Here is a 16305-nt window from a genome sequence, read left to right on the forward strand (position 1 = left end):
GCCGGCAAGCCCACGATGTAGCTCGCATAGTTGTCGGTCGCGTCGGTAGGGCTGAAGCTCAATGAGACGAAGCGGCAGTTGAGGATTGGAGCCGTCGGGCCAGATATGGTCCCGTGATGCTGTCCGGAGACGCCGCCACTTCGGCGGGCGTCCCGGTGGCAACCACGGTGCCCCCGTTGTCGCCGCCGCCGGGACCGAGGTCGATAACCCAGTCTGCGGAGGCGATGGCATCCAAGTCGTGTTCCACCATCACCACAGTGTTGCCCGCGTCGACAAGCAGGTGTAGTTGGCGCATGAGCAGTGCGACGTCGGAGGGATGCAGCCCTGCCGTCGGTTCGTCCAGCAGATAAAGGGCAGTGCCGCGGCGGGTGCGCTGCAATTCGGTGGCTATCTTGATGCGCTGCGCTTCTCCGCCGCTCAGCTCGGTGGCAGGTTGACCGAGCCGAAGGTAGCCGAGCCCGATGTCGCGCAAGGTCTCCAGACTGCGGGATGCTCCCGCGATATCGGCGAAGAACATCGCAGCCTCGTCCACCGACATGTGCAATACCTGGGCAATCGTCTTGTCGCGCCAGGTGATTTCGAGAGTTTCCGGGGTGTACCGGTCACCATGGCAGGTGGGGCAAGGGCCGTAGGTGCCGGGAAGGAACAGCAGCTCCACCTCGACGAAACCGTCACCCTGGCACGTGGGGCATCGTCCGTCGGCGACGTTGAAGGAGAACCGTCCTGGTGACCATCCGCGGGCCTTGGCCTCATCGGTGGCGGCAAACAGTTTGCGAACGATATCGAACATTCCGACGTAGGTGGCCAGTGTCGATCGGGGGGTTCGGCCGATGGGGCGTTGATCCACCCGGACCAGGCGGGTGAACATCTCGATTCCGGACACCTCGGCCACGTCGACCTCGATCTGCGCGTCATCGTCCTCGTCCGCAGCGGTCTCGAGTCGGTGGCGCGCCACCTCGAACAGGACCTGGCTGACGAGCGTCGACTTCCCAGAGCCCGACACACCCGTCACTGCCGTCAACACCGCGTGTGGGAACTTCGCCGTCAACTCCTGCAGATTGTGCCGGGTGACTCCGGTCAGAGTCAGCCAGTCCTGAGTGGGGCGCGCCTCGCGCTGCTCGGATTCCGCCCGACCGAAGAGGTGCCTGCCGGTGACCGATTCCTCGATCTCCTCCAACCCAGGGACGGGGCCGCTGTACAGAACCCGTCCACCGCCCTCGCCGGCCGCGGGACCGATATCGACCACCCAGTCGGCGCGGCGAACCACGTCCATGTCGTGTTCGACGACGAAAAGGGAGTTGCCCGACGCCTTCAGCTGGTCCAGGACGTCGAGCAGTGGCTCGGCATCCGCGGGATGCAGTCCTGCGGAAGGTTCGTCCAGCACGTAGACCACCCCGAAGAGACCGGAACGGAGTTGCGTGGCGATCCGCAATCGCTGCGTCTCGCCAGGCGACAGCGTCGTCGAGCTACGCCCCAGCGCCAAATATCCCAAGCCCAGGCCGAGCAACACATCGATTCTGACCAGCAGGTCGGCGGTGATGCGTACCGCCACCTCGGTTCCCTCTCCTTCCTGTTCGCCGATCGGGCGCAACACCTGCGCTAGTTCGGTCAAGGAAAGTGCATTGATCTCGGCGATCGAGCGGCCCGCGATGGTGACGGCCAGCGCATCGGCGCGCAGTCCACTGCCGGAGCACATCGGGCAGCGAACGGTCTCGGTGAACTGCAGCGCGCGGTCCCGCATCCGCTCGCTGTTCGAGTCCGCCAGAACGTGCATGACGTGACTCCGAGCGCTCCAGAACTTGCCTTCGTAGCTGTGGTCGACGCGGCCCTCTTCGGGTTCGATCCACACCTTGGGGTGCTCGTCGGTGAAGAGAAGCCACTCCCGGTCCTTCTTCTTCAGCGTGCGCCACGGCACGTCGATGTCGATACCCAGTCCGGCAACGATGCTGCGCAGGTTGGCACCCTGCCACGCACCCGGCCACGCCGCGATCGCCCCCTCGCGAATACTGAGCGAGGGGTCGGGGACGAGCAATTCCGTTGTCACATCGTGGAAGTCGCCCAATCCGCCGCATCGCGGGCACGCGCCGGCGACCGTGTTGGGTGAAAACGCCTCCGCCGCGAGCAGCGGCGCACCATCGGGATAGCTACCGGCCCGCGAGTACAGCATGCGGAGCAGGTTGGACATGGTGGTGATGGTGCCGACGCTGGAGCGTGAGCTGGGCGAACCCCGGCGCTGCTGCAGCGCAACGGCCGGTGGAAGGCCGGTGATGGAGGCGACATGGGGTGCGCCCACTTGCTGAAGCAGCCGACGCGCGTATGGCGCAACCGACTCGAAGTAGCGTCGCTGCGCTTCGGCATACAAGGTGCTGAAAGCCAGTGACGACTTTCCGGACCCCGACACCCCTGTGAACGCGACGAAGGCATTGCGAGGTATGTCGACATCGACAGCGGCCAGATTGTGCTCAGTGGCGCCGCGCACACGGACATACCCGTCCCACGTTGAGTCCGTCACCGAACGAGCCTAGCTGGCGTCCTCGGCCCGAGGGCACAGAAGCGGCGGGATGCGCTGCATCGGCGGGTGGGCATGATCCGTCAACGTCGAAAGAAGAACGTTTCCGCGCCGTCTGTGCGCCACGCTCAGGTGCGAACGTGGAATCTCGGCGAGTAGTCCCAATTTCTGCCATGATCCGAACACCTCGGATCGCTTGCGCGCCAGTGCATACAACGTCGTCTCGGACATCGCGAGTACCACCGATGGTGTCATCTTCTGACGTCGAGCCGCGTGAAACCGCAAGGGCCACATCGAGAATCCGGTCACCACCGACGGACTCCTGCGCACCCGCCCGGGCTTTGCTCTCACGGAACCTGACTTGTCGGTCGCATGTCGGGTCCGGCCCAATATTCAATGGCCGGGCCGTACCGTTCACCGTACGAAGAACGACGTTGCTGCCTGGCGCTTTTCTCGAGATCCGGGAACCATCCCTCGGAACAGCAATGTAGGCACATTGGTTTCGCCCTCTCCCCTCGCCCGACCACTTTTTGCATTACGTGATGTCGCGGCTATCGCGAATGCCGTCTGGCGACGAGGGCAAACTTCTGATTTCTTCGTAGTAAATGTACTTTCAGTTTTTTTCGAGCAGAGCGACAGCGGATACCCACGCGCCTTTGATATCAATGAACTCGGTGACGAACGACCGCGCACTGTTGCACCGCAAGCACCACTCTGCTCATTCCACCCCTGTTGGACTGCACCGATCACGAGGTCCATGTGCACGAACAACACTCGGCACCGAGGAGTACCCGTGACACAGATACATGTTGCGCACCAAGAACATCGGGTGCCGGCGGAGCATCGTCTGCTCGGACTCGACCGACGCACGTTTCCACCGGCGCTCTTCGTCGTCGCGGTCTTCGTAGTGCTGACCATCTTCGTGCCACGTGTCAATGCAGCCATCGGCTGGGACGATCCAGTGGTAGCCGGCGAGCAACTCGCGATCACCGACACCATCGTCTTCACCCCGGCCACCGGCTGGGATGTCGAAGCGGGCTTTCGGGCAAAAGATCAGGGACGCAGGTCCGGCGACGCCACCATCGCCGGGAAGGGCGTCACCTTCCAGGTCTCGCCGGACACGTTCGACGGCACTCCCGGTGAATTGTTGGACCAGGTAGAGAAGGTCACCTCCCGCACCGAAGACCCGACCTTCCGGGTCGACGGCGACCGGACCACTCTCACCACGACGGCGGGCGAGACGGGTGTCGCGCAGCCCTACAGCAGTGTGACCGGCGACGGTGTGGTCGCAGCATTCGTCATCTCCGGTACCGGCGTGAAAATCACCGCCTACGGTCCTCCCGCTCAGATGACCGCAGCCGTCGACGACATCCAGACCATGATCGCCAGCATCCGGACCGTAGACGGGAACAACTCATGAGCGAGACCGGTACCGACACCACGCGCAGCTCCGAGTCTTCCGAAGCCCGCCAACGCCAGGCCCGTGCGATCGAGGTCTCCGGCTGGGGTGAGCGTTTCCGCTTCGTGCAACCCCACAATCTTTCGTTCTGGGTCTACCTCGCTTTGACTGCGATCGGCGTGTTCCATGCGTGGGCGTTCTTCGCGCCGTCGGCCGGTTTCTACGCCGACGCTTTCGCGATCTCGGCAATACTGTGTGGTTTGTGTGGGCTGGCGTGGTTCGCCTGGTTCCGTCATATCGACCGTTGGGAGCGCCAGCCAGGCCGCCTCGTTCTCGCTGCGCTTCTGTGGGGCGCTATCCCGGCAACCTTCGCGTTCGCGTACACCGTGAACACCGCGATGCTCGGCATCTACTCCAAGCTGTTCGGTCAGGTGTGGAGCGCCGACTGGGCAGCCGGTGCTACTGCACCGATCACCGAAGAGGCCGCCAAACTCTGCGGATTCATCCTCCTCATGGGCCTCGCCCCGCGATTGATTCGGACCGCGAACGACGGTCTGATAGTCGGCGCGTTCCTCGGACTCGGATTCGCGGTCTTCGAGGATTTTCTGTACGCGGCCAACTCCACTGCCCGGGCGTTCGGTACCGATCCGGTCGGTCAGGCAGTGCAGATGTCGTTCACCCGCATCGCGGTCAGCTTCGTTTCCCATCCGCTCTTCAGTGCCCTCGTCTGTACGGGTGTCATCTACATCATCGGCACCGCGGCCCAGCCACGCCGGATCGGGCGCGGCCTGGCATTCGTCTTGTTCGGCATGTTCCTGCACTTCACCTGGGACGACGCCACCGGCCTCGGTATGGGTGGCATCTTGACCTTCCCCGTCATGATCGGCTCCATCGTGCTCGGGTTCACCGTGCTGACCATCGCGTTTCGACGAGCAGCGCCGCGCGAGTACCAGTTCGTCCGCGACATCCTCGCCCCCGAGGTCGAAGCGGGGACCGTGACCGACGCAGAGGTGGACGGCATCCTGGAGAAGAAGGCGCGTAAGGCGTTCATCAAGTCCGCGCCCCATCACAAGTCCCGTCGAGCACGCAAGCATCTTCGGCGCGCGATTCTCGACCTCGCCCACGACCTTGCCAGCGGGAAAGGAGCCGACACCGAGGCCGTGCGTCACTCTCGCTCGGAGGTCGAGCGTCTGCGCGTCAAGGCCGGCTGACCGACAACCGAACAGAACCGGTGTGCGGTCGATGACGTCGATGGAGACGGTCCATGTCATTCATCGTCACCATGCCGAAGGGCGTGGTGGTCATTCCCTCCTCCTTGTAGTCACACACGTGAGGATGCGTGTTGTTGGCTCGGCGGTAGGTCGGACAATAGATGAGCCATGGGTAACCGTGATAGGCGACGATCACAGGCACGTCCACCCCGAAGGGACTGTCGTACTCGCGTTGCGGCATCCAGTGCGGATGCTCGGTCTCGTCCTGCAGCCGCATGAGGGTAAGGACCGTACGGTCACTGGGAGCACACGGAGCGGAGTTCGCCTCGCTGACCGCCGCAGCGGCACTCGAGACCGTCCAACTCAAGGCTCTTCGGTGAGATTGCGAAGAGTCCGAAGTAGTTCGCGGCGTTGCACTTCACCGAGTGGCGCGAAGAGGCCTTCCAGCGTTTCGCGCGTCAGCTGTCGACCTTCCGTGAGTGCGCGCACTCCCGCGTCGGTCAGGACGTGTTCCACCCGGCGTCCGCGGCCCGAGGAGCGTCTGATGAGCCCTCGCTCTTCGAGCCTGCCCGCCAAAGTCCCGAATGCCTGATCGCTCTGAAAGGTCGTCACAGCGAGCTCGTGCCCGGAGGCACCCGGCATGCGATCGATCGCGCGCAGCGCATCCCACTGCACGAGGCTGACACCTATCTCGCGTAGAGCAGCGTCCATCGCGCGGTGATTTCGATACTGCGCGCGCTTGATTGCCTGTCCGAGGACTTCGAGATCGGTAGCCATGGTGCTACCGTATCAATATCATTATATAAACATATTGATACAGGAGAATCATGAACGCATCGTTGCCGATCGACTTCCCCGTCGCCTCGACCGCTCACCTTCGGTCACGAACCGCGCTGGTACTGCACGGCGGCGGCGGACCTGGAACCGTTGCTCCCCTAGCCGGACACGTCGCGCTCCACCGGCACGTGCTGACACCCACCCATCCTGGCTGGGACGGCACCGACCGTCCGGACAACATCACCTCGATCGCGCAACTCGCCGCCGGTTACCTCGCCCTCTTGCGCGAGCGCGGGTACACCGACGTCGTGGTGATCGGGTCCTCCATCGGCGGGTGGATCGCCCTGGAAATGGCAGTGCAGGCCGCCCGTGCCGAGCAGTACCGAACATCGATCGGAGCAGTGGTCGTCATCGACGGCGTCGGAGCGATCGTGGACGGAGAACCTGTCGCGGATTTCTTCGCCCTCGACGCTCGCGAACTTGCCGACGCCGCATGGCACGACCCGCACCGTGGATACATCGACCCCGGCACTTTCACCGATGAACAGCGAGCGATGCAGTTGGCAAATAGGAACACCATGGAAACCCTGGCGGGCAGGAACATGAGCGATCCGACTCTGATGGCGCGGCTCGACGCAATCACAGTGCCGACGCTCGTGGTGTGGGGAGAGAGCGACCGAATTGTCACACCGGCCTACGGACGGGCCATCGCCGACGCGATCTCCGGCGCGCAGTTCGTCGAAATCGCCCACGCCGGACACCTGCCCCACTTGGAAGCGCCGGACGCGACCTGGACGGCTATCGATCCGTTCCTGGCGGACATCTGAAAGTTCATCGGACAATGCGCGGGCCGTCGAAGAGCCGCCCTGATCAACCGTTCGGATGGTTCAGCGACTCGATGATGGTCGACAGAATGCGCCGGGTCGCGACCTGGTCCTGATCGGACAACCCTGCGAGCATCTGCTTCTCGATTGCCCTGACGGCCACCGTCGCCCGGGCCAATCTCCGTCGCCCGGCGGCAGTGAGACTGGTGGGCAGGGCCTTGCCGACGGGTGCTCGAGCGGGCCGACTTACATATCCGTCGCGTTCGAGTGACTGCAGGAGAACATTCATCGCCTGCCGCGTGACAAAGGTGCCCCGTGCCAGATCCGAATTCGACAGGCCCGGACGTTGCGACAGAAGCTCGAGGCACGAGTAGTGGGTCACCGTCATCCCGAGGGGCCGAAGGGCCGCTTCCATAGCGGCACGAAGCGCACTGGAAGCCTCCTTCAGTTGGTATCCCAGAGACGTCTTCAAGTCGATACCCTCATCCGCTTGACTCATGTCAGTAGTTTGACATAGCTTGATGTGTGTCAACAAACTGACAAACGAAACGGAGCATCACCATGGCTGTCACCGGACCCGACTTCATCAACCTCCAAGCAACCGACCTCGCCGCATCGCAGTCGTTCTACGAGCACTACCTCGGTCTCGTGCGTTCGCAGGCCGGCCCGCCTCACGCCGTCGTTTTCGAGACGTCCCCGATCGCATTCGCGCTCCGCGACGTCATCCCCGGCACCGACATCGCGTCCACCCCGCAGCCCGGCATCGGTGCGGCAATCTGGTTGCACGCCACAGATGTTCAGGCCATCCATGATGCCCTCGTCGCCGATGGCAAGACGATCGTCTCCGCGCCGATCGACGGACCCTTCGGCCGCACGTTCACATTCGCCGACCCCGACGGCTATCACATCACCCTCCACGACCGTGCCTGAACCGCGCACGAAGATCATGACGAGCCACACGCCCCCGAAGACCCGCCCGAGGCCCGCCACGGACAAGCCGGAGCAGCGGTTCTGGATCAACACCGTCAGCCTGGACCACGTCGAGGCAGCCACCAAGGGTGGCTTCACGCAGGCCGATCACGGCGCGAGAACGCGTCTCGGTCGACCTCGGCCGGGCGACGAAATGATCTTCTACTCCCCCCGCACGAGCCTCCAGAACGGTACTCCCGTCCGACAATTCACAGCATGGGCGACCATCACCGGGGACGAGCCCTATCGAGTCGACATCACCGAGAACTTCCGGCCGTGGAGACTGGCCGCCACGTTCACCCCTGCACACCCGTGGACGCACGACCGCTTGTCGATCGACTGTCGTTCATTCCAGACGCTGCCCACTGGGGTCTTCCCTTTCGTCGCGGACTGTTCACCATTCCCCGAGAAGACTTTTCGATGATCTGTGCCCGGATGCGCCGCTGACCTCTCCACAACCACGTCACACCGCCAACGTGGATGGAGACGTCACAACGGCCACCATGCTCACAGCCGACTCGGCGAGCAAAGCAACCAAGTCCGCGCGCCTCGATTGATATCTCCCTGAGCGATCAGAGTCCGCCAAGGCCTGACCGCGCCCGGGTCATGCCGAGCAGCACCAGCGCTGCAGCCGCCGCCGTGATGACGAACCCCGCTACGGTCACTCCGGTTTGGAACGAGGCCGCTTGCTCGGCGCTCCACGTAGTACTCGAGATGTTGCCCGTGAAGAGAGCGGCGAGGATGGTGCCGGTGACGGTGATCCCGACGCCGGTAGCGACCTGACTCGATGTGTCGACCATGGCGGCCCCGATGGTGGTGCGGCTCTCCGGGAGACCTGCCATGACGTTGGTACCTGCGACGACACCGACTATGCGCATACCTACCGCGACGAGGACGAGAGCAAAAGCGACCCAGACATACCCGTATCGGCTACCAACGGCGAAGACGGCCAGCCCCAGCACCACCGCCGCCGCGCTCATCCAGGCGGCGTGGTTCATCCCCACTCGTCGCAGGAACGGCGCGACGAGTCGGCCGCCCACGAGCAGCACAACGACCTGAGGGAGCATCCCTATCGATGCGAGGGCCGGCGACCATCCCCATGCGAGCTGCAGCTGCAGTGTGACCATGTAGCCGAGGCCGGCGATGGCGAGACCGGACGCGGCTTTGTAGGCGAGACCGCTGGACACGAGGGGAAGCGCGACGAGCTTCAGGTCCAAGAGCGGGTACCTTGCCGTGCGAGCGCGGACGACGAACAGCGTTGCCGCAGCAAGGGTTCCGGTAGTTGCTGCCCACGGCGTCCATGATTCGGGACCCACCTCGACGAACAGGGTCGGCGCGACGAGCGCCAGGACGATGGTGGCCGTCCCGAAAAACGCCCCAACGACATCGAGGGGGTCGCGGTGCAACTCCTCGGGAAGGTCTTTCATGACGCCCACGCGGATTCCGATGAACGCGAGAATCGCAATGGGTACGTTGATCACAAGCAGGACCTGCCAGGGCGCGAAAGCGAGAACGAAGCCTCCTGCGGTCGGTCCGATCGCCAACCCGACCAGACCGACTGTCGATATCAGGGTGAGGGCTCGAACGCGTAAGGACTCCTCACCGAAGAGCCGGAACGCGAGCGCCATGGAGCCGGGGGTGGTCATGGCCGCCGCGACACCCATCGCGGCACGCACTGCGATGAGCTGCTCGGGAGTCTCGACGACGGACGTAGCCGCGCTGGCAACCGCCAGTAATACCAGGCCGCTCAACATCATTCGACGTCGCCCGAATCGGTCTGCGATGGCACTGAACAGCAACATCAGTCCCCCGAACACGACCGCGTACACGCCGGAGACCCACTGCAGCGCGGTGGTCGACGCACCGAGTTCACGCCCGATGGTAGGAAGGGCAACGTTGAGGATCGAGTTGTCGAGCATCTCGAAAAGAAACACTGCAGAAAGGCCGGCCAGTGCTACCGCGGCGGCTTTCAAAGTCTGCGGACGGTGCCGCGTCGAAGAGGCCTGCGCCTCATCTGTGTTGGCTGGTCGCTCATTTTTCAGGCTCATACACGTCTCCATCCAAAGGAGAAGTGGCAGCTCGGTGAGCGGCGTATGAACGGGGCTGACAGCCCTCGCTTTTACTTCCGGTAATCCGACTCTAACAGGCAGCAGCAAGCGAGGGGAGCCCGACTTCGTTGCTGGAATGTTCCGGATTTCCGCCCCGACCGGGGTCCAAAACCAGCCGGCTACCGGACCACCAGATTCGGCGATTCGATGTGAGCGCGCGTGGCCGGTGCACACAACTATCACGATGATCTAATATCTCGACTATCGAGACACTTAGGAGGTTCGGTGAGTAGGTTCTCTGATAGCACCGCAGCTGAGAGATTCTTTTCGGCCTACGACCGCGTGCTGGGGAAGTGGCCGCTGCCCATCGACACCATCGACGTCGAATCCAACTACGGCACAACCCGAGTCAACGCCTCCGGACCCGCCGACGGACCTCCGGTGGTGCTGCTGCCCGGTGGCGGATCAACCTCGACCGTCTGGTTCGCCAACGTCGCGGCCCTGGCCCGGGAGAACCGGGTCTTCGCAATCGAGCCGATGGGTGACCCCGGACGAAGCGTGGTCGGTCCGAAAACGATCCGCACGGTCGATAACCTGATGTCCTGGCTCGATCAAGTCCTCGAAACACTCGTTGCCACGCGAACTTCGATGGTCGGACATGGGTACGGGGCAACGGTGGCGCTCGCATAGGCGCTGCACCGACCGGAGCGCGTCGGCGCGCTCGTCCTGCTGGATCCCCCTTCGTGTTTCGTCGGCATGCGGCTGGCGTATTTTCTGCGCGCGGTGCCACTTCTGGTGCGACCGACTCGCGAACGGATGCGTTCTCTGATCCGGTGGGAAACGCAGAATTCGCAGCGCGACGCCGACTGGCTCGACCTCACAGAGCGAGGCACCGACTCCCGTCGGCGAAACCAGTGGTTCCTCGCCGCCCCAAGGGAGGTCGATGGGCGACGCTGTCCGCGGACGTCACCGTCGTCTTTGCCGGTGAGAGTAAGGTGCACAACGGTTCTCGTGTTGCCGAAGCTGTTGGGAAAGTTCTCCCGAACGCACACACCGTCGTCCTGACCGGCTGCAGCCACCACATGCTGCCGATGCTCCCGGCCGGGGAACTCGATGCCGTGCTGCTGACCGCCCTACGTTGACACATGTTGTCTGATCACCGCCAGCTGTATCTGGGCAGCGATCGAGAGGGCGGGAACCCGCTGTTCTTGTTCACAACGCTGGATTCGTAGGAACTTCGATGCCCCAGTCGGACTCGAACCGACACTGTGCGAATTCCAAGGGAACCAGGGGCCGCGGGTGTGACCCGCGGGGACGTCCCCATTTTTGCGTTCTCCGACCACCTCGCACTGTACGGTGACCGCGGGGATGGATACGGTTCGAGAAGAATGTCGGGGGATCATGGCTCTGTTCGGTGTGCTCGATCGCGTATTGACTCGACGACTGCCTCTGGAGCCTCCGGACGATCCCCATGCCGCGATCCTTCCGACCCCGATCGACAACGACGCCTTCTTCCTCACCCCTCCCGGCATCGAGGACCTCGCGCCCGGTGCGGTGATCCGGCAGCGCACGACTCGCGGTCTGGTGCCTCGGCCGCGAACCGCCCTGCATCAGTTCATGGTGCGATCGACCGACGCGCGGGGTCTCCCCGCCGGCGTCACCGCCTCGCTGCTGATCCCGAGGCGGCCGTGGACCGGCCGCGGACCGCGGCCCGTCGTCGCCCACAACGTGGCCATCGATTCTCTCGGAGCCAAGAGCACGCCGTCGTACCGGCTCGTGCACGGTGTCGGTGCCGACCTCCCGCCGGTGATGCCGCTCTGGCTCGCCCGCGGATACGCCGTCCTCGTCGCCGATCACCAAGGCCCGCGGATGTCGTACTCCGAAGGCACGATGGCCGGGCATGCCGTCCTGGACTCGTTACGCGGGATGGCGGTCGTCGCCCCGGAGCTCGCCGACAGCCCAGTGGTGGCCTACGGCTATAGCGGAGGCGCGATCGCCACCACGTGGACGGCACAACTGCAGCCGAGGTACGCGCCGGACGTGAGGTTGGTGGGCGCCGTCGCCGGTGGAACACCCACCGACTTCTCGATGCTGCTGGACACCATGAACGGCACCATCGCGGCCGGCCTGCTGGGTGCGGCGAGCATGGGTCTCGCGCGTGAGCACCCCGAGATGGTCGAGCTGTTCGGCCCGAAGGCGCTACTGTTGGCGTCCTGGGTCAAGGACATGTCCGTCCTCCCCCTGGCCTTGGGCGGGTTGGCACGCATGCGAATCGAGGACTTGGCGTCCGAGCCCGACCCGTTCGACTCCGACATCGCGCGGCGGGTGATCGCCGCGAACCGTCCGGGTGCCGAAGCGCCGTCGGCACCGGTCGCGTTCTTCCACGGTTCCGAGAGCAAGTGGATCGGCGATCGCTTCATCCCCGAGGCCGGCGTGACTGCCCTGATCGAGCAGTGGCGCACCAAGGGTGCCGACGTGCACTACGAGCCCGTGGCGGGCGACCACTTCATCGGTGCCATGACTGGACTTCCGTTCGTTTTGCGTTGGACCGCAGGGCAATTCGCGATCAACGGTTCGGGTTAGCTCACCGAGGCGTGATAGCGCTGTGACCTGAGGAATTCTGGTGCCCCCAGTCGGACTCGAACCGACACTGTGCGGATTTTAAGTCCCTAGAAGTGGATTCACCTGAACGTCCCTGGACTCGATATTTGTTTATTTACAACGGTTTTCGTACATCACCGTCCGAACGAGTCCATGTTCGATCGTACCGACTTGTGACACCCTCGTGACATCGTACTAGCGCCGGTGCTCCGGCACCGGACAGTCGTGATCAGTCGCGGACATCTACAGTCTCCGGTGGACGAGCGCGCCACACCGCATCAACACTCTGTGCGGACTCGCGACAACGAGACTCGTTCGTCGCAGATAGACGTCGCCCTGGCGTCACTAGGCAGGTGAGTCTGTGTGACCCCACCTCGCTTCGACGTCGAGCCGGCAAGTTTCGTCACTGTCGTTGTACGGCCGGGATTTCGCTGCCGGGGGCCACAGGACACGGAACAAAGATTTAGACGTCTGAATCATCTGGATTGTCCTTCCGGAGTTGACCTTCATTGCCGCAAACGCCTGGATGACAGCCGATCTGGAATCCATCCCGCCGAACCGAGGTAGTGATGCAGATGGCCGCGCCCGCATCGGCTGATCCGCGATGGAGTTACGAACTCGGCCGAAGTGCGGTCATGGACATGGGGTGCTACAGAATTCATGCTCTGCGTCAGCTGAGTAATCGGGTCGCTGGAGGCGAGCCGACGCTTTCAGGCGCACGCGGTGTCGAGCGGTCGAGGCAGGTGGACGAGTCGTTCGATCTCGAGGTCGAGTTCCCGAGCAGGGTAACCGGTTCCGTCTCGAGCTCGATGGTGGCAGATCATGTCGAGATGACGTTGCGACTGGTAGGTGATCGCGGCGAGGTGTACGCACCGGACTACGCCCTGCAATACGGCGACGACCGGGTACTCGTCACCACCGAGGATGGGACGACGGTCGAACATCTGGGCTTGCGCTCGACCTACACATACCAGCTCGACGCGTTCGCGGATCACCTGGCCGGCGGCACCGCACTTGCGATCGGTCCGGACGACGCGGTCGCGAACATGGCCTTCATCGACGCTGCCTACACCGCAGCGGGTCTGAAGTTGCGCTGAGAGTACGAAGTGGCGCTCGACGAGATCATCTCGGAGACAGCGTGATTGCGTTGTGAATGAGGTCGGCGTAGCGGCGCCAGGTCTGGGGGTCGTGCTCATCTGCTTCGAACAACACTCGCGACACGCCCCCGAGCATCACGCGGATGTCCTGCGTGGTCACTCCCTCTCGCACACTGCCACGGCGTTGCCCCTCCGCGATGATGCGCGCAAGGGGCTCGCTGTCCTCGGCCCTTCCAGGCAGCGCCTCCGCGAGTGAGCGGTCGCGAGCCAGTCTGTCGACGATGTCCCGGAACATGATTCGCAGTGTCTCGTACGGATCGTCGAGATTCTCTGCTGCCTGATCGATGTACCGTCCGAGCCATTCGAGTTGGAATGCTGCGACCGCAGCGACGAGGTCTTTTTTGGTCGGGTAGCTGCGGTACACAGTTGCTTTTCCGACCCCGGCCCGACTGGCGATCTGCGGAATCGTGGCGCTGACACCTTTTTCCGCGAACAACTCCACGGCCGCCGCGAGGATCCGCTCGTGGTTCGCCCGCGCGTCGGACCGCCTGTCCGACCAGTCGGCAGGCGGTCCGGAGTTCGCGGTGGTTGTCACTACTTCAGTGTGCATCACCGCACTGGGGTCGCGCCCTCGACGTCGGTATCGACACCGGAAACGTCGGTGTCGACGGTGCGTGATTTCGGCAGCGCCGCACTGACGATCAGGGCGATGATCGATGCCCCTGCAGCCAACCAGAACGACGTCGTGAATGCGCTGTCCTTGGGCAAGGGACTGCCATCGCCGACGCTCCCGGCGATGATCGTGGCAACGACCTGCGATCCGATGGCAGTTCCCAGCGACCTGAACAGCACGTTCATCCCTGTTGCCTGACCGCGTTCTTCTGCGGGTGTGTTGTCGATGATCAAGTTCGGCATTGCCGACAGGCTCATCCCGACGCCAAACAGGACAATCGTCGAGAAGGCGATGACCTGCGCCTGGCCGCTGTGATCGAAACCGAGCAACGCCAGACCGACTGTGGTGACAACGGTTCCGATCAGTAGCGCGAGCTTGCCGCCAAACCTTCCGATGAGGCGTCCTGCCAGAGCGCCCGCGACGAGCATTCCGAGACAGCCTGGCAAAAGTACGAGACCGGAACCGGTGGCATCGAGACCGAAGCCGTAGCCCGATTGCTCGGGCAGCTGCGAGATCTGCGGGATCAGCACGAAGATCCCGAACATGCTCGCACCGATCAGAAGAGTGGCGAGGTTGGTGACGGCAACGATCGGTCTCGCAAGTGCCCGCACGTCGACCAGCGGGTCGGCGACCTTGGTCTCAACAAAGACGAAAGCAGCAAGTACAGCGAGCCCGGCAATCGCCAATCCCAGCGTCGACGCTGACGTCCACCCCCACGTCGATCCCTTGTTGAGCGCGAGCAGCGGGGCCGTGAGACCGATCGCAAGCAGAACAAGTCCGACGAAGTCCACTCGTCCCACATTTTTCGGTCCGGTCGCGGGCAAGAGCAAAGATCCGGCGGCAGCCAGACCGGAAAGGATCGCGCCCGACCAGAAGATCCAGTGCCAGGAGGCATGATCGACGAGCAGACCGCCGAGGAGCAGACCCAAGCCGGCCCCCAATCCGGCGATGGCCGAGATCAGCCCGAGCGCGGCAGCGCGCGCTTTTCGGTCGAGAACGTCGCCGATGATGCCGAAGCACAGCGGAAACAGACCGCCGCCGACGCCTTGAACCACCCGCGCAGCGACCAGAACCCAGACGTTCGGCGCAAGCGCTGCAACGACACTCGCCGCAGTGAAGACGACCAGGACGATCAGGATCAGTCTGCGCTTGCCGTACATGTCCCCGAGCCGGCCGACCACAGGAGTCATGATCGCCGCCGAGATGAGGTAACCCGTCAGTACCCACGCCACATTTGCCGACGAGGTGTCGAGCGACGTCGCCAGATCGCCGATAGCCGGAACGACCGTCGTCTGCGCCAGCGCGAAGGCTGCTGCAGCAAGCGCCAGCACCAACGTGATGGTCAATGTCGATGGTTCAGCCCGTTGTGGACGTACCTCGGCCGATGCCGCCATGTCTTACCCACCCTTTACTAAGTGGACCCACGGGTCCGGTTGGCACGACGATAGCGTAGTTGTACGGCCCACGCATCTTCGATACGCCCTCCCTCGGACGCCCGTCAGGAGCGTTCGAGTCTGACGAGCGAGGCATCGAGGTGCGTCCGCATGGCCGCGGCCGCTCCCATGGGATCACCGGCCGCGATGGCGTCGCGGATTCGGTGATGCTCGTCGAGAACCCTGCGTTGGTGTGCGCTGTCCTGCCCGTCTTCACCGACGTACGGTCGCGTGATGACCGCGGCTCCGAGGCTGTCGAGCACCTCGAGCAGAAAGCGATTGTTCGACGCGAGTGCGACGGCTCGGTGGAACACGAAGTCGGCCGCCACCGCATCACTTGCGTCGACCGGGGCAGCGATGGACGCATCGAGAGACGCGTCGAGAGAGGCCACCGCGCCGTCGGTACGCCGCGTTGCTGCGAGAGCGGCCGCCTCCACTTCCACAGCCCGTCGAAGTTCGAGCAAATGGACACGGTCGGCCCGGTTGTGTACCGATTCCAGCGACCGACCGAAATCACCGGAAGGAGGTTTGGCGAGCACGACCGATCCCCTGCCCTTTCGGGTCTGGACCAACCCAGCTGTGCGCAGTCTCGAAATCGCCTCGCGCACAACCGTCCTGCTGACACCATGAGTGGACGCGAGTTCGTTCTCGGACGGAATCAGAGAGCCCTGAGGCCACACTTCGTCGCTGATGCAGCGTCGAAGCTCGCTCTCGACACGATCCGTCAGTCCGCCTGCCTCGTTTTCGATCACGATCGACACACT

General features: G+C 63.7%; 18 protein-coding genes. 9 read left to right on the forward strand and 9 right to left on the reverse strand.

Features of this window, described 5'->3' with window-relative positions:
• Positions 1–58: 58 nt before the first annotated feature.
• Both CH286_RS02185 and CH286_RS02190 read right to left on the reverse strand, forming a co-directional pair.
• On the reverse strand, positions 59–2512 hold the full coding sequence (locus tag CH286_RS02185) for an excinuclease ABC subunit UvrA (RefSeq protein WP_094608205.1): 2454 nt from the start codon (positions 2510–2512) through the stop codon (positions 59–61).
• 9 nt (positions 2513–2521) lie between these two features.
• Positions 2522–2821 carry a hypothetical protein gene (locus CH286_RS02190; RefSeq protein WP_141215775.1) on the reverse strand — a complete coding sequence of 100 codons (300 nt, stop codon included), beginning with the start codon at positions 2819–2821 and terminating at the stop codon, positions 2522–2524.
• 481 nt (positions 2822–3302) lie between these two features.
• Between CH286_RS02190 and CH286_RS02195 the strand changes: the two genes are divergently transcribed.
• Both CH286_RS02195 and CH286_RS02200 read left to right on the forward strand, forming a co-directional pair.
• Complete coding sequence (locus CH286_RS02195) at positions 3303–3929, forward strand: hypothetical protein (RefSeq protein WP_141215776.1); 627 nt, start codon at positions 3303–3305, stop codon at positions 3927–3929.
• A complete protein-coding gene (locus tag CH286_RS02200) occupies positions 3926–5119 on the forward strand; it encodes a PrsW family intramembrane metalloprotease (RefSeq protein ID WP_094608208.1) in 1194 nt (397 codons plus the stop codon). The genes CH286_RS02195 and CH286_RS02200 overlap by 4 nt, the downstream gene beginning before the upstream one ends.
• Here CH286_RS02200 and CH286_RS02205 read toward each other — a convergent pair.
• Both CH286_RS02205 and CH286_RS02210 read right to left on the reverse strand, forming a co-directional pair.
• Positions 5106–5396 carry a hypothetical protein gene (locus tag CH286_RS02205; protein WP_217902896.1) on the reverse strand — a complete coding sequence of 97 codons (291 nt, stop codon included), beginning with the start codon at positions 5394–5396 and terminating at the stop codon, positions 5106–5108. The genes CH286_RS02200 and CH286_RS02205 overlap by 14 nt on opposite strands.
• 86 nt (positions 5397–5482) lie before the next feature.
• Positions 5483–5896, reverse strand: coding sequence for a MarR family winged helix-turn-helix transcriptional regulator (locus CH286_RS02210; protein WP_094608209.1), 414 nt, complete (start codon positions 5894–5896; stop codon positions 5483–5485).
• Positions 5897–5946: 50 nt separating this feature from the next.
• Here CH286_RS02210 and CH286_RS02215 point away from each other — a divergent pair, with 50 nt between their 5' ends.
• A complete protein-coding gene (locus tag CH286_RS02215) occupies positions 5947–6723 on the forward strand; it encodes an alpha/beta fold hydrolase (protein ID WP_094608210.1) in 777 nt (258 codons plus the stop codon).
• Between the two features lie 43 nt (positions 6724–6766).
• Here the strand turns inward: CH286_RS02215 and CH286_RS02220 are convergent, their stop codons facing one another.
• Positions 6767–7219: a MarR family winged helix-turn-helix transcriptional regulator gene (locus CH286_RS02220; protein ID WP_094608211.1), complete on the reverse strand. Its 453-nt coding sequence runs from the start codon at positions 7217–7219 to the stop codon at positions 6767–6769.
• A 62-nt stretch (positions 7220–7281) separates the two neighbouring features.
• On the opposite strand from CH286_RS02220, the gene CH286_RS02225 reads away from it, so the two are divergent.
• Together CH286_RS02225 and CH286_RS02230 are read left to right on the forward strand one after the other, a co-directional pair.
• Entirely contained in the window at positions 7282–7650 is a 369-nt protein-coding gene (locus CH286_RS02225) for a VOC family protein (RefSeq protein WP_037176283.1), read from the forward strand.
• The gene (locus CH286_RS02230) at positions 7643–8113 is read left to right on the forward strand and encodes an EVE domain-containing protein (RefSeq protein WP_255182542.1); all 471 of its coding nucleotides are present in this window, start codon (positions 7643–7645) and stop codon (positions 8111–8113) included. The genes CH286_RS02225 and CH286_RS02230 overlap by 8 nt, the downstream gene beginning before the upstream one ends.
• 148 nt (positions 8114–8261) lie before the next feature.
• Here CH286_RS02230 and CH286_RS02235 read toward each other — a convergent pair whose 3' ends face one another.
• A complete protein-coding gene (locus CH286_RS02235; RefSeq protein WP_094608212.1) occupies positions 8262–9737 on the reverse strand; it encodes an MFS transporter in 1476 nt (491 codons plus the stop codon).
• A gap of 285 nt (positions 9738–10022) precedes the next feature.
• Here CH286_RS02235 and CH286_RS28365 point away from each other — a divergent pair, with 285 nt between their 5' ends.
• The 4 genes from CH286_RS28365 (at position 10023) to CH286_RS02250 (ending at position 13435) form a co-directional block, all read left to right on the forward strand.
• The gene (locus tag CH286_RS28365; protein WP_369597533.1) at positions 10023–10427 is read left to right on the forward strand and encodes an alpha/beta fold hydrolase; all 405 of its coding nucleotides are present in this window, start codon (positions 10023–10025) and stop codon (positions 10425–10427) included.
• A gap of 224 nt (positions 10428–10651) precedes the next feature.
• Complete coding sequence (locus CH286_RS28370) at positions 10652–10879, forward strand: hypothetical protein (RefSeq protein WP_329955192.1); 228 nt, start codon at positions 10652–10654, stop codon at positions 10877–10879.
• Positions 10880–11138: 259 nt separating this feature from the next.
• Positions 11139–12320, forward strand: a complete 1182-nt coding sequence (locus CH286_RS02245; RefSeq protein ID WP_094608213.1) for a lipase family protein — start codon at positions 11139–11141, stop codon at positions 12318–12320.
• 593 nt (positions 12321–12913) lie between these two features.
• Positions 12914–13435: a Gfo/Idh/MocA family protein gene (locus CH286_RS02250; RefSeq protein WP_141215777.1), complete on the forward strand. Its 522-nt coding sequence runs from the start codon at positions 12914–12916 to the stop codon at positions 13433–13435.
• Between the two features lie 25 nt (positions 13436–13460).
• Here CH286_RS02250 and CH286_RS02255 read toward each other — a convergent pair whose 3' ends face one another.
• From CH286_RS02255 to CH286_RS02265, 3 genes are all read right to left on the reverse strand, one after another.
• Positions 13461–14030, reverse strand: coding sequence for a TetR/AcrR family transcriptional regulator (locus CH286_RS02255; protein WP_242640322.1), 570 nt, complete (start codon positions 14028–14030; stop codon positions 13461–13463).
• Positions 14031–14044: 14 nt separating this feature from the next.
• On the reverse strand, positions 14045–15502 hold the full coding sequence (locus CH286_RS02260; RefSeq protein ID WP_094608214.1) for an MFS transporter: 1458 nt from the start codon (positions 15500–15502) through the stop codon (positions 14045–14047).
• Between the two features lie 104 nt (positions 15503–15606).
• A complete protein-coding gene (locus CH286_RS02265) occupies positions 15607–16293 on the reverse strand; it encodes a FadR/GntR family transcriptional regulator (RefSeq protein WP_141215778.1) in 687 nt (228 codons plus the stop codon).
• Positions 16294–16305: the final 12 nt, after the last annotated feature.

The organism is Rhodococcus sp. WWJCD1, assembly GCF_002258735.1.
In the GTDB taxonomy this organism is placed as follows: Bacteria; Actinomycetota; Actinomycetes; order Mycobacteriales; family Mycobacteriaceae; genus Rhodococcoides.